Here is a 13,272-nt window from a genome sequence, read left to right as displayed (position 1 = left end):
CGCGAGGGGGCGGCGGCCGGGACGGCGCCGGGCCGCACAGGCACTAGCCTGGGAGCCGTGAGCCAGACTCGTACCTACCAAGTGCGGACCTACGGCTGCCAGATGAACGTTCACGACTCCGAGCGCCTCTCCGGTCTGCTGGAGGACGCGGGCTACGAGCGCGCAGCCGAGGACACCACCGCCGACGTCGTCGTGTTCAACACCTGCGCGGTCCGGGAGAACGCCGACAACCGCCTCTACGGCAACCTCGGCCACCTGCGCCCGGCCAAGGAGTCCCACCCCGGCATGCAGATCGCCGTGGGCGGGTGCCTGGCGCAGAAGGACCGCGGCGAGATCGTGCGCCGAGCCCCGTGGGTGGACGTGGTCTTCGGAACCCACAACATCGGCTCGCTCCCGGTGCTGCTGGAGCGCGCCCGGGTGCAGCGCGAGGCCCAGGTCGAGATCGAGGAGTCGCTGGAGACCTTCCCCTCCACGCTGCCCAGCCGCCGCGAGTCCGCCTACGCCGCCTGGGTGTCGGTCTCGGTGGGCTGCAACAACACCTGCACGTTCTGCATCGTGCCCGCCCTGCGCGGTAAGGAGAAGGACCGCCGGCCCGGCGACATCCTGGCCGAGGTGCGCGCCCTCGTCGGCGAGGGTGTCGCCGAGGTCACGCTGCTGGGCCAGAACGTCAACGCCTACGGCAGCGAGTTCGGCGACCGCCAGGCGTTCTCCAAGCTGCTGCGGGCCTGCGGCGAGATCGAGGGCCTGGAGCGCGTGCGGTTCACCTCGCCGCACCCGCGCGACTTCACCGACGACGTCGTCGAGGCCATGGCTGAAACCCCCAACGTCATGCCGCAGCTGCACATGCCGCTGCAGTCGGGCTCCAACCGGGTGCTCAAGGCGATGCGGCGGTCCTACCGCCAGGAGCGCTACCTGGGCATCGTCCGGCGGGTCCGCGAGGCCATGCCCCACGCCGCCATCACCACCGACATCATCGTGGGCTTCCCCGGCGAGACCGAGGAGGACTTCGAGGAGACCCTGCACGTGGTGCGCGAGGCCCGCTTCGCCGCCGCGTTCACCTTCCAGTACTCCAAGCGGCCGGGCACCCCGGCCGCGGAGATGGAGGGCCAGCTGCCCAAGGAAGTCGTCCAGGAGCGCTACGAGCGCCTGGTGGCCTTGCAGGAGAGGATCTCGGCGGAGGAGAACCGCACGCTGGTGGGCCGCGAGGTCGAGCTGCTGGTGGCCGAGGGCGAGGGCCGCAAGGACGGCGAGCGGCGCCGGCTGTCGGGCCGCGCGCCCGACAACCGGCTCGTGCACTTCGCGGTCGACGACGAGACCGCGGCGGCGCTGCGCCCGGGGGACTTCGCGTCGGTCGAGGTCACCTATGCCGCGCCGCACCACTTGGTGGCCGACTCCGGAGTGCGCCGGGTGCGGCGCACCCGGGCGGGCGACGCCTGGGCGGTGCGCAACGGCCGCCAGGCGGCCTCGTCGGGGGTGCTGCTGGGCATGCCCGCCGTCGGTGCGCCGGAGCCCGCGCCCGCCGCGTCCGAGGGCTGCGGGATCGGCTGACCCGGCCCGCGCCGCGTCACCGGGGCGGGTGCCGCGGGGCCGCCGCGACGCTCGCATCCGCCGACGGCCCCGGCCCGGTTCAGCCGCGGCCCAGGTGCACGGGCAGCCGGATCAGGCGGCGCAGGCCCGGTCGCGGAAGCCACTCCAGCTCGTGCTCGGCAACGGCGAGGGACAGCTCCGGGTAGCGCTCGAAGAGGCGGGTGAAGGCCACCTCTCCCTCCTGGCGGGCCAGTGCCGCGCCCAGGCAGTAGTGCATGCCGTGGCCGAACCCGGTGTGCTGCTCGCCGCGGGTCTCGTAGGCGCGGGCGATGTCGAGGCGGTCGGGGTCCTCGAAGCGGCGCGGGTCGCGGTTGGCGCCGACGATCATCGCCATGACCGGCTCCCCCCGGCGGATGAGCTTCCCGCCGAGGGTGACGTCTTCGGTGGCCCATCGGGGACGGGTGCCGAGGATCGGGCCGCACCAGCGCATCAGCTCGTGCACGGCGCGCGGCGCGGTCCCGGCGTCCCGGCGGAGCAGCGCGAGCTGGTCGGGATGGGAGAGCAGGGCGAGCGTGCCGTTGCCGATGAGGTTGGCCGTGGTCTCGTGGCCGGCGATCACCAGCGTGAGCACCAGGGTGATGAGCTCCTTCCCGGTGAGCCGGTCGCCGTCCTCGTCGCCCACCGAGATGAGGGCGTCGAGCAGGTCGTCGCCGGGCTCGGCCCGCCGCTGCTCGACCATCGCCCCGATGTGGTCGACCATCTCCACGAGCGCGGTGCCCATCCGCTCCGGCGACTGCGACTGCACCAGGTCGGCTCCCCACCGGCGCCACAGGGGGCGGTCGGCCTCGGGGACGCCGACCATCTCGCAGATGACGGTGATGGGCAGCGGATAGGCGAAGTGCTCGACAAGGTCCACGGTGCCGTCCGCCTCGGCGTGAGCGGGCAGCGCGTCGAGCAGGTCGTCGGTGATCTGCTCGACGCGGGGCCGCAGTTCGCCGACGCGCCGCACGGTGAAGGCCCGGGAGACCAGCTTGCGCAGCCGGGTGTGGTCGGGCGGGTCGGTGTCGAGCACGGTGTCGGCGATGTAGGGCACGTACTCCGCGGGCAGGCCCATCGCGATGAGCAGGTCGGCGCGTTTGTCGGTCTCGATGCCCGGAACGGAGAGCGGGTCGTTGGCGAAGCGCGGGTCGTCGAGAACGGTGCGCACGTCGTCGTGGCGGGTGACGATCCACAGGTGGGATCCGTCCATGTTGCGGGCGGGCGCGACGGGCTCGGTCTCGCGGAGGCGGCCGTAGCCTGCGTAGGGGTCGGCGAGCAGTGCGGGGTCGGTCAGGGCGACGGCCCCGAAGTCGTCGGCGGGGGAGTCGTGGCCGGTGGGTGTGCTCATGGCTGGGCCCTCCTTCAGGGCGTCACGTCCGCTTCTGGTTGGCGATCTCTTCGCGTACGCGTGCGAGCAGCCGCTCGAACAGCGGGATGACGCGGGGTGCGGCGGCGCGCGCGGGGGCGGGGTCGTCGCCGGGGACCTCCAGTGAGGCGGCGACGACGTGGGCGAGCATCCGGGCGTCGGCGTCGGTGTGGTCTCCGGCGTCGGCCCGCATGAACTCGGCCGCGCGTTCGGTGACCATGTAGCCGTAGAAGATGCGGACGAAGGCGTGCAGCTGGAGCTCCAGCGGCGCGTCGGTGCGCAGCACACCGTGCTCGCGCAGTGCGGCGAAGTACTCGGTGACGACGGCGACGCGCACCTGCGTGTAGTCGCCGAGCTCGCGGAGGCCGCTGCTGACCAGCGAGCCGAGGGTCTCGTTGTCGCGGGTGAGGGTCGCGCGCAGGATGGGGCTCTCGGTGGCCGCGGTGTAGTTGGCGCGCGCCAACGCGCTGGGCCGTATCAGTTGCGGGTCGCGCCGGAAGGACGCGATCAGCCCGTCCATCAGCGTCGCCTGCACCCGCAGCAGGACCGTCAAGAACAGCAGTTCCTTGGTGTGGAAGTGCAGGTAGACGGTGCCCTTGCCCACGCCCGCCCGCTTGGCGACGTCCTCGATGGTGATGCGGCGGTACCCCCAGGCCACGAGCAGTTCGGCCGCGGAGTCGAGGATGCGCTCGGCGCGGGCGTCGTGGTCGGCGTCGGCGGGCTGGAGGGCTGATGCGGTCCGGTCGGGCTCGGGCACGGCTGTCCTCTCGCTCGCGTCGGCGGGGCATGCGTCCAGTGACTGTGTGACCAGATTCCTCATCCGGTCACGCGGTCATATCCGACGCTAGCACCGGGCGCGCCGGGCGCAAGGAGGTCGTGCGCAAGGATTCCGCCAAGGCGCGGCCGCCGGCGCGATAGCCTCGCGCGTGTGCTGATCGCCGCGGCCGTGTGCCCTCATCCGCCACTGCTCCTGCCCCAGGTCGCACAGGGCGCCTCCGGCGAGCTCGACGGGCTGCGGGCGGCCTGCGGCCGGGCCGTGGCGGGCCTGGCCGCTTCCGGCCCGGACACGGTGGCGGTGGTGGGATGCGGGGGCGCCGACCGGGTGCACGCCTCCGACGCCTCCGGCAGCTTGGACGCCTACGGGGTCCCGGTGAGGGCGGGGGAGGGCCCTGCGGAGCTTGGGCTGGCTCTGACGGTGGGCCGCTGGCTGTGCGAGCGCTCGGGGCTGCGGCCGGACCGCTACGTCGAGGTCCTGCCGACGTCGCCGCCGCGGGCGTGCACCGAGCGTGGCGCCGCGCTGGCGGCCGCCGGCGACCGGGTCGCCCTGCTGGTGATGGGGGACGGCAGCGCCCGCCGCGGCGAGCGCGCACCCGGCACGGCCGACCGGCGCGCCGCCGGGTTCGACGCCGCGGTGGCCGAGGCGCTGGACGCCGCCGACACCGCGGCGCTGGCGGGGATCGACCCTGTGCTGGCGGCGGAGCTGATGTCCGGCGGCCGCGCGCCCTGGCAGGTGCTCGCCGGCGCGGCCGCGGGGGCGGGGCTGGGCGGCGGGCTGCTCTACCACGAGGCCCCCTACGGCGTGGGCTACTTCGCGGCGCTGTGGCTCTGAAGACTGTTGGGCGGGCCCAAACCCCGGCGATCTTGTAGCTATCGTGAAGTAAAACGATTTCCAGTGACGATAGCTACAAGCTGTGTGGGGCCTCCCTCTGGTCGGCCGTACCGGAGGAACAAAACGAGGGTGAACCGGCCCGCTCCAGACCCACTTCAGGGAATGTCACGGAACGATAACGGGATTTCGTGGGCGCCTCGCGATGGAGTGCGTTTGCCCAGCTCAGAGGTGCTAGCTCCGCTGTTTTGGGAATAGATCAACGGTATTCGGACCGCGAGCGTCGGCTCACGCGGCCTCGGTGGGCTCGACCGCGGCCAGGCGCGCGCCGAAGGGGTCGGCCAACAGGCACCAGCGGCCGTAGGGGGAGTCGGCGGGCGCGCGCACGACACCGCCGCCCGCGCCGCGAGTGTAGTCGGCCGCCGCGTCCGCGCTGCGCACTGCGAAGTAGGTGAGCCAGGCGGCGTGGCCGCTGCGGGGGCGTCCGTCGCCGCCGTAGACCCCGAGCACGGGCCAGCCGCCGCTGTAGAGGGTGACGAACTCGAACCCCTCCACCCGCTCGGGTTCGCAGCCCAGGACACGGACCAGGAAGGACGCGGTCCGCTGGATGTCGTCGCTGGCGACTTCGCTCCACACCGGGCTGCCCGGTCCGGTGGCCTCGCAGCCGCGCAGGGTGCCCGGCTGCCACAGGCCGAACTCGGTGCCGGCCGGATCGCGGGCGAGCGCCACGGCGCCCAGGTCGCCGATGTCCTGGCGCGGCGACGACAGGTGGCCTCCGGTCTCGGCGACGGCGCGCAGCGCCGTGTCGAGGTCGCGGGTGGCCAGCAGGACCGTCCACGCGGCGGGCTCGGCTGGGCCCGTGTCGCTGCCCCAGCGCTGGCTGATCCCGGCGACCCGCCGCCCGCGAAGGCGGGCCTGGGTGTAGGGCAGGTCGTCGAACTCCCACCCGAACAGCCCGGCGTAGAACTCCTTCGCGCGGCCCAGGTCGGGCACCGAGAGCTCGAACCAGCACGGCGCCCCCGCCGGGTACTCCACCGCAGTTGTCATGGGCGGGTCGTACCCGTGTTCGCAATCGCGCATTCGGGCGGTTCCCGGCGAAACGGGGTGCTCTCAGGTGTGCACCAGCTCCAGAGCGCGATCGACGAGGCCGGGGTCGTCGTGGTCGAGCCAGTGTACGCGGGGGTCGCGGCGGAACCAGGACTCCTGGCGCCGGGCGAAGCGGCGGGTGGCGCGCACGGTCTCCGACCGCGCCTCGTCCTCGTCGCAGTCGCCCGCAAGGTAGTGCAGCACCTGGGCGTAGCCCAGCGCCCGCGAGGCGGTGCGGCCCTCGGCGAGGCCGCGCTCGCCCAGCGCGCGCACCTCCTCGACCAGACCGGCGCTCCACATCCGGTCCACGCGGTCCGCGATCCGGGCGTCGAGCTCCGGTCGCGGCACCCGCACGCCGATCTGGACGCACGGGTAGCGCGAGGTGTGCTCGGGCAGCGTCGCCGTGAATGGCCGCCCGGTCAGCTCGATGACCTCCAGCGCCCGCACGATCCTCCGGCCGTTGCCGGGCAGGATCGCCTCGGCCGCAGGCGGGTCGCTCTCGGCCAGGCGTGCGTACAGCGGCGCCGGTCCGCGCTCCTCCAGCTCGGCCTCCAGCCGGGCGCGGACGCCGGGGTCGGTGCCGGGGAAGTCGAGCTCGTCCAGCGCGGCGCGCACGTACAGGCCCGAGCCCCCCACCAGGACCGGTACGGTGCCCCGCCGGCGCAGCCCGTCGATGCGGCCGCGGGCCAGCCCCTGGTACTCGGCGACGTTGGCGGTGCGTGTGACGTCCCAGATGTCGAGCAGGTGGTGGGGCACTCCTCGGCGCTCCTCCGGGGCGAGCTTGGCGGTGCCGATGTCCATCCCGCGGTACAGCTGCATCGAGTCGGCGTTGACGATCTCGGCGCCGCCGGAGGCCGCGCCCATGCGCAGGGCCAGGTCCACAGCGAGGTCCGACTTGCCCGCGGCGGTGGCTCCCACCACCGCGACCACCGGGTCTGCGGTACCGTCCCGGTGCCCGTCCACTCGGTCCCGCCTCCTCATGCTCCGGCTGTAGCGCGCGGGGGGCCGGACCGCCGGCGCCCCGGGTTCCAGTGTGGCAGCGGCGGCGCCCCGGACGGGCCTCGGCGCGAGCGCCGGAGCCGTCGGCAGCACCGCCGGCCCGCGCCGCCGCCCCTGTTCACCGGCGCGGCGGCGGCCTCGGGCGCGCTTAGGATTGAGCCCATGCGATTCGCCAAAGGGCACGGCACCGAGAACGACTTCGTGATCCTTCCCGACCCCGACGGTGCGCTGGACCTGCGCCCGGCCGCGGTCGCCCGCTTGTGCGACCGCCGCGCCGGGATCGGTGCCGACGGGGTGCTGCGTGTCGTGCGCACCGCCGCCCTGGGCGAAGCGCTGACCGGCCCGGCGGCCTCAGCTGCCGAGTGTGAGTGGTTCATGGACTACCGAAACGCCGACGGAAGCGTCGCCGAGATGTGCGGCAACGGCGTGCGCGTGTTCGCCCGCTACCTTGCCGACCGCGGCCTGGTCTCGGGCGGCGAGCTGGCGGTGGGCACTCGTGCCGGGGCGCGCCGCGTGGTGCTGGAGGACGACGGCGACGCCACCGTGGACATGGGCCGCCCCGAGGTGCTCGGCGAGGCCGAGGTGGTGTTGGCCGGCGGCCCGGTGCAGGGAGTGCGCGTGGATGTCGGCAACCCGCACCTGGCCTGCCGGGTGGCGGGCGGCCCGGCAGGGGTGGACTTGAGCGGGCGGCCGCAGCTCGACCCGGCGCAGTTCCCCGAGGGCGCCAACGTCGAGGTGTTCGCCCAGGTGGCGCCGGGGATATTGGAGATGCGTGTCAATGAGCGCGGGTCCGGCGAGACCCGCTCTTGCGGAACCGGAATCGTCGCCGTCGCGGTCGCGGCGACCCCTCCCGGCGAGGAGGCCGCCTGGCGGGTGCGCGTCCCCGGCGGCGAGTGTGTCGTCCTCCTCGACGCCGAGGGCGCCCGCCTGCGCGGCCCGGCGGTCCTCGTGGCCGAGGGCGAGATCCTGGCGGACCTGGACACCCCCTAGTCTAGCCGCCGAACGGCCGCAGCCGGGCGCCTACGGGGGGACCCGAAAGAGCCCTCAGGCGAAGAGTTCGTGGGCGGAGTCGGCGGTGGCGGCGCGACGGATCCAGGTGGTGAGTGTGCTGGTGCAGGTGCAGGCGGTGATGCGGGCGCGGGCGGCGTCGGTGACGTCGATGCCGCGGGCGTCGAGTATCTCGAGGACCGCCCGCGCTTCTCCCCGTGCTTCTCCGCGTGCTTCTCCGCGCGCTTCTCCGCGCGCTTCGCCTTCGCTGACGTACCTTCGGGCGAACTCGCTGCGGTACTTGTCGGCGGTGGACGCCATCAGTTCCTTCTCTTCGGGCACGGGTGCGTCCGGAGCCTCAGGCGAAGAGTTCGTGGGCGGAGTCGGCGGTGGCGGCGCGGCGGATCCAGGTGGTGAGTGTGCTGGTGCAGGTGCAGGCGGTGATGCGGGCGCGGGCGGCGTCGGTGACGTCGATGCCGCGGGCGTCGAGTATCTCGAGGACCGCCCGCGCTTCTCCCCGCGCTTCTCCGCGTGCTTCGCCTTCGCTGACGTACCTGCGGGCGAACTCGCTGCGGTACTTGTCGGCGGTGGACGCCATCAGTTCCTCCCAGTTGCGTAGGGCCGCTCCCGACAGCGCGGTGAGTACGAAGTCATAATAGAGCCTGAACGTGTCGTCCGGCAGGGCATCCAGCGCCTCAATGCAGGCCAGCAGGGTCTTCTCGTTCTCTCCGCCGTGCGCCAGCGCCGAGAGTACGGCGATCTCGGGCATCGCCCGCGCCTCCTGCGGAGAGGTGACCACGGGCACCCGGGACGGGCCGACCACCAGCGGAACCAGGCGGAAACCGGGATTGCCCAGCGGAATGGGCTTGGCGGCCTTGACCGCTGTGGCGTCGTCCTCGCAGATGACGAGGAGCAGGACTGGGCATTTCAGACGAGCCCGCACCGTGGCGACGTACAGGGGCCAGGCGTACCACTTGCGCTCGGGCTTGCTGCGTTGGACCTCGACGATCACCGCCATGTGCACGGTTCCGCCTCTGCTGAAGGTGACGACCGCGTCGGCACGGTAGTCGAAGGGCTGGATGTCGGTGCAGTCCCCCGCCGCCAGCAGGGCCTGGTCGTGCTCGGGGACGTCGATGCCGAACTGTTCGAGCAGTCGTGCCGCCAGCTCCGGGCGGTTGTGCAGGAACTCGATCGGCATCTCGTGTTCGGCGCTGGGCATAGCGGAAAGTTACCGGCGTCCGGCAGGGTCAGGGGCGGTTTCCCGGGAAATCCCGGTGTTTCCCCCGTGGTTTCGTTCACCCAGCGTGTCCGGAATTCGTTCGACGCGCAGCGTGGAGCGTCCGCGCGGGAGCATCGTGCCGCCATGCACCCTCCCGACCTGCGCGGACCGGTTCCGGCAGGATCAGGAAGATCGCATGCGCTCGCTCGGCGGGGCGGCTCCGCCGGCGGTCCCGGTACGGACCGGAACCGCGGGCGGAGCTGGAAGTCCAGGGCTCAGCGGGAGAGCAGCGCCGCAGGGTCGAGGCCGCGGATTGAGGCGTCGAGGACCTGGGCGGTGTGGGCCACCGAGATCGGCGTGCCCGCGCGTTCCATGGCGGAGGCGATCTGCAGCGAGCAGCCGGGGTTGCCCGCCACAAGGAGTTCGGCTCCCGTCGACCGCACGTCATCGCTCTTGCGCACGCCCAAGTCGCCTGCGGCTTGCGGGCGCAGCAGATTGTAGACGCCCGCAGAGCCGCAGCAGACCTCCGGGTTGGGCAGGTCGGCGACCTCCAGGTCGGGGATCGCGCGCAGCAGCTCGCGCGGCTGGGCGGCGACGCCCTGGCCGTGCGACAGGTGGCAGGCGTCGTGGTAGGCGGCGCGCACCGGCAGCGGGCGGCGGGGCGCCCGCGGGCCGAGCCGAACCAGGTACTCCGACAGGTCCACCACCTTCGCCGAGAGCTCCTCGGCGCGGCGCGTCTCCTCGGGGCTCGCACCGGCCTCCTGCATCAGTCGGCCGTAGTGCTTCATGGACGCGCCGCATCCGGCGGAGTTGACGACGACGGCGTCCACACCGGCCTTCGAGAAGGCGGCGACGGTGGCGCGCGCAAAGTCGGCGGCCTCCTCGGCGCGCCCGGTGTGGGCGGACAGGGCGCCGCAGCAGCCCTGGTCTCCGGGGACGACGACGTCGCAGCCCTCGCTGGCCAGCACCCGCGCCGTGGCTGTGTTGACCTGCGGGAAGAACGCTCCCTGCACGCACCCCGTGAGCATGCCCACCACGGCGCGCCGCCGACCGCGTGCCGGGACGACCTCGGGCAGGCGCGGCACGGCCCCGGTCAGCGGTGGCGCGATGCGCTCCATCGTGGCCAGCGCGGGGGAGATCCGCTCCAGCACCCCCGATCGGCGCACCAGCCGGTCCAGCCCGCTGGCCTGATAGGCCTTCAGCGGCGCCCGCAGCAGTTCGAGCCGCCGGCGGTGCGGGAACAGCGCGAAGACCGCCGTCCGCAGCAGCCTCTCGCCGGGCGAGCGGCGGTGCTCGCGCTCCACCGTCACGCGGGTCGACTCGATCAGCGCGTCGTAGGCCACCCCCGAGGGACAGGAGCTGACACACGCCAGACACCCCAAGCAGTTGTCGAAGTGGCCCGTGGCGGCCTCGCTGAGCACGTCGTCCTCGCGCATCTGGCCCATCAGGTGGATGCGCCCCCGCGGGGAGTCCATCTCCTCGCCCCACAGCACGTAGGTGGGACAGGTGGGCAGGCAGAACCCGCAGTGCACGCAGTCGCCGAGAAGGTCGTCGAAGGAGCGGGCCCCCTCACGGGCCCCGGGGGCGGTCTCGCTGTCGGTCACGGCGTCCTCCCTTTCCGCACGGTGTCGCCTGGAACGTGGCCCGTATCCGCCGGTCGGCGCCTCAGATCCCGCCGGCGAAACGGCCGGGCGCCAGCAGGCCGCGTGGGTCGAACCGCACCTTGACGGCGCGCATCAGCTCCAGCCCGGGCACCGCTCCCCACCGGTCCAGGTCGGCCCCGGCGAGGGCGGGGGACGTGCGGGCCACGGTCACGGCGCCCTCGACGGCCGAGCGCACCGCGGCGGCCACGGCGCCGACCGGCTCCGCGTCGGCCGAGGCGGGCAGGGCGGCGAAGAGGACGCCCGCGCCGGCCGACCCGCCGACGGCGGCGTCAACGCCCTGCCGGCGGGCGGCCTCGCGCACCAGCCGGGCGGCAGCGGCGACGTGTCCGATGGGCACAGCGATCTTGAGCAGGGTGTCGTCGGCTCCGCCGGGCAGGACGCCCCACCCCGTGGGCGGACCTGCGGCGACGTCGGCGCCGTCCATCACGTCGGCCACGGTGCGGGCGCGGGCGTCGATGCCGCCTTCAGCGCCCTCGAGCAGCACGCGCACCGACAGCGGGCCGTCCGCGGGCCAGTCGAGCTCGACCGCGGCGGGAACGGCGCCCGACCCGAGGACGGCGTGCGTCCACCGCTGGGCCGTCTCGGGGTCGGCGGCGGTCGCGCCAATAGTGCGCAGCGCTTCGGGCAGAGGGTGCAGCCGGAACGTCGCCGACGTGATCAGCCCCAGGGTGCCAAGGGCACCGGTGTGCAGCTTGCCGAGGTCGTAGCCCGCGACGTTCTTGACGACGCGGCCGCCGGAGGAGGCGGCGACCCCGTCGGCGCGCACGGCGGTCATGCCGATGATCAGGTCGCGCAGCGGCCCGTGCAGGAGGCGGCGCGGCCCCGACAGTCCGGTGGCGACGGCGCCGCCGACCGTCCCGCCGGCGACGAGGGGGTCGAGGGTCAGCCGCTGCCCGGCGGCAGCCAGATCGGCCTGCAGGTCGGCCAGCGGGGTGCCCGCGCCGGCCTGGACGACGAGGTCGCCGGCGGCGTGCTCCACACCGGACAGCGCCGTGGTCTCCAGCAGCAGGTCACATCGCCGCGGCGGGGCTCCCCAGTCCGAGGCCGTGCCGTTGCCTCGCACGACGGTGGCCAGGTCGAGGCGGTCGGCGGCCGCCAGCAGAGCCTGTGCCGCGGCGGTGTCGGGCGGCCGGGCGACGAAGCGGGGGACGCGCCCGCAGACGGCGTCGGCCGGAGTGCCCTCGCGCACCACCGCGCCGCCTTCGCCGAGCGCCTCGGCCAGGGGCGTCGTGGTCGTCTCGTCCTGTGTCACTGCCGTGCTCCCGCTTCGTGGTCCGTCGCACCGTGCCCGCACCGAGGGCGGTCGCGCATCAGAACTGCTCCGCCGCGCCCTCGGCCACGAGGGGGTGGACCCCCTTGCGTACACCGGGCCGCTCCCCGCACAGCCGCGGTGTGGGCAGCAGCTTCTCGGGGTTGGCGATGCCGTCGGGGTCGAAGGCCGAGCGGAAGAGGTCCATGGTCTCCAGGTCGTCGGGGGAGAACATCTCCGGCATCTGGCAGGCCTTGTCGACGCCGACGCCGTGCTCGCCCGTGATGGATCCGCCGTGCTCGATGCACAGGTCCAGGATCTTGCCGGAGACCTCGGCGGCGCGCTCGGAGGCGCCGGGCTCGGAGTCGTCGAACAGCACGAGGGGGTGCAGGTTGCCGTCTCCGGCGTGGAAGACGTTGGCGACGCGGATGCCGGAGGCGGCGGCCGACAGTTCGGCGATGCGGCGCAGCACCTCGGGCAGTGCGGTGCGCGGCACGACGCCGTCCTGGACGATGTAGGCGGGGCTGATGCGGCCCACCGCGGCGAACGCGGACTTGCGCCCCTTCCAGATACGGGCACGCTCGGCGGCGTCGTCGGCGGTGCGGACCTCGAACGCCCCGGCTTCGCGGCACAGCCGCGTGGCGCGGTCGAACTGGGCGTCGACGTCGGCGGCGGGCCCGTCGAGCTCGACGATCAGCACGGCCCCCGCGCCGGGCGGGTAGTCGCAGGCCACCGCCGCCTCGGCGGCCTCGATGGACAGCGCGTCCATCATCTCCACGGCCGCCGGAAGGACGCCGGCGGAGATGATGGCCGAGACGGCCGAGCCCCCGGCGTCCATGGTCTCGAAGGCCGCCAGCAGGGTGCGGACCTTCTGCGGCGAGCGCAGCAGCCGCACGGTGATCTCGGTCGCGATGCCCAGCGTGCCCTCGGAGCCGACGAAGGCTCCCAGCAGGTCGTAGCCGGGTGCGTCGGCGGCCTTGCCGCCCAGCCGCACCACCTCGCCCTGCGGCGTGACGATCTCCAGCCCGGTCACGTGGTTGACGGTGAAGCCGTACTTGAGGCAGTGCGCGCCGCCGGAGTTCTCGGCGATGTTGCCGCCCACCGAGCAGACCTGCTGGCTGGAGGGATCGGGGGCGTAGTAGTAGCCGTGCGGGGCCGCAGCGCGAGTGACCTCCAGGTTGGCCACGCCGGGCTGGACGACGGCGCGCTCGTTGGCTACGTCGATCTCGACGATGCGCCGCATCCGGGAGGTCACGACGAGCACGCCCTCGCTGTGGGGCAGCGCCCCCGCCGACAGCCCGGTGCCGGCGCCGCGCGGCACGTAGGGCACCCCGGTCTCCGCGCACAGCCGCACCACCGCGGCGACCTGCTCGGTACTGGTCGGCAGCACCACCACGCCGGGTGTGCTCGCGTGGTAGGTGAGGCCGTCGCTCTCGTAGGTGCGGCGGCGGTGCTGGTCGGTTATGACACCGTCGTCGCCGCAGATCTCGCGCAGCCGCGGGATCAGCGCGCTGAGCGGTTGGGCCATGT

12 protein-coding genes are annotated in these 13,272 nt (G+C 73.7%); 3 read left to right on the top strand and 9 right to left on the bottom strand.

Features of this window, described 5'->3' with window-relative positions; all coding sequences use genetic code 11:
* The first annotated feature begins 81 nt into the window (after positions 1-81).
* The gene (gene miaB, locus RM446_RS08520) at positions 82-1,548 is read left to right on the top strand and encodes a tRNA (N6-isopentenyl adenosine(37)-C2)-methylthiotransferase MiaB (protein ID WP_311544672.1); all 1,467 of its coding nucleotides are present in this window, start codon (positions 82-84) and stop codon (positions 1,546-1,548) included.
* A 79-nt stretch (positions 1,549-1,627) separates the two neighbouring features.
* On the opposite strand, the gene RM446_RS08515 is transcribed toward miaB, so the two are convergent.
* Positions 1,628-2,914 (bottom strand): cytochrome P450 family protein, encoded by a 1,287-nt coding sequence (locus RM446_RS08515; RefSeq protein ID WP_311544635.1) that lies wholly within the window; start codon positions 2,912-2,914, stop codon positions 1,628-1,630.
* Positions 2,915-2,936: 22 nt separating this feature from the next.
* Entirely contained in the window at positions 2,937-3,689 is a 753-nt protein-coding gene (locus RM446_RS08510; RefSeq protein WP_311544634.1) for a TetR/AcrR family transcriptional regulator, read from the bottom strand.
* Between the two features lie 171 nt (positions 3,690-3,860).
* On the opposite strand from RM446_RS08510, the gene RM446_RS08505 reads away from it, so the two are divergent.
* Complete coding sequence (locus RM446_RS08505) at positions 3,861-4,541, top strand: class III extradiol ring-cleavage dioxygenase family protein (RefSeq protein ID WP_311544633.1); 681 nt, start codon at positions 3,861-3,863, stop codon at positions 4,539-4,541.
* A gap of 285 nt (positions 4,542-4,826) precedes the next feature.
* Here the strand turns inward: RM446_RS08505 and RM446_RS08500 are convergent, their stop codons facing one another.
* Positions 4,827-5,585 carry a VOC family protein gene (locus RM446_RS08500; protein ID WP_311544632.1) on the bottom strand — a complete coding sequence of 253 codons (759 nt, stop codon included), beginning with the start codon at positions 5,583-5,585 and terminating at the stop codon, positions 4,827-4,829.
* Between the two features lie 63 nt (positions 5,586-5,648).
* Positions 5,649-6,587, bottom strand: coding sequence for a tRNA (adenosine(37)-N6)-dimethylallyltransferase MiaA (gene miaA, locus RM446_RS08495; protein WP_311544631.1), 939 nt, complete (start codon positions 6,585-6,587; stop codon positions 5,649-5,651).
* A gap of 198 nt (positions 6,588-6,785) precedes the next feature.
* On the opposite strand from miaA, the gene dapF reads away from it, so the two are divergent.
* Positions 6,786-7,613: a diaminopimelate epimerase gene (gene dapF / locus RM446_RS08490; protein WP_311544630.1), complete on the top strand. Its 828-nt coding sequence runs from the start codon at positions 6,786-6,788 to the stop codon at positions 7,611-7,613.
* Positions 7,614-7,667: 54 nt separating this feature from the next.
* Here dapF and RM446_RS08485 read toward each other — a convergent pair whose 3' ends face one another.
* From RM446_RS08485 to RM446_RS08465, 5 genes are all read right to left on the bottom strand, one after another.
* Positions 7,668-7,931: a hypothetical protein gene (locus RM446_RS08485; protein WP_311544629.1), complete on the bottom strand. Its 264-nt coding sequence runs from the start codon at positions 7,929-7,931 to the stop codon at positions 7,668-7,670.
* A gap of 37 nt (positions 7,932-7,968) precedes the next feature.
* Positions 7,969-8,829, bottom strand: a complete 861-nt coding sequence (locus tag RM446_RS08480) for a hypothetical protein (protein ID WP_311544627.1) — start codon at positions 8,827-8,829, stop codon at positions 7,969-7,971.
* 275 nt (positions 8,830-9,104) lie between these two features.
* The gene (locus RM446_RS08475) at positions 9,105-10,433 is read right to left on the bottom strand and encodes a (Fe-S)-binding protein (protein ID WP_311544626.1); all 1,329 of its coding nucleotides are present in this window, start codon (positions 10,431-10,433) and stop codon (positions 9,105-9,107) included.
* A gap of 61 nt (positions 10,434-10,494) precedes the next feature.
* A complete protein-coding gene (locus tag RM446_RS08470) occupies positions 10,495-11,745 on the bottom strand; it encodes an FAD-binding oxidoreductase (protein ID WP_311544625.1) in 1,251 nt (416 codons plus the stop codon).
* Positions 11,746-11,803: 58 nt separating this feature from the next.
* Positions 11,804-13,270, bottom strand: a complete 1,467-nt coding sequence (locus RM446_RS08465; RefSeq protein ID WP_311544623.1) for an FAD-linked oxidase C-terminal domain-containing protein — start codon at positions 13,268-13,270, stop codon at positions 11,804-11,806.
* Positions 13,271-13,272 lie beyond the last annotated feature (2 nt).

The organism is Streptomonospora wellingtoniae, from assembly GCF_031845375.1.
GTDB classification, from domain to species: Bacteria; Actinomycetota; Actinomycetes; order Streptosporangiales; family Streptosporangiaceae; genus Streptomonospora; species Streptomonospora wellingtoniae.
The sequence above is the reverse complement of the archived record's forward strand: the minus strand, read 5'-3'. Positions and strand labels throughout refer to the sequence as shown.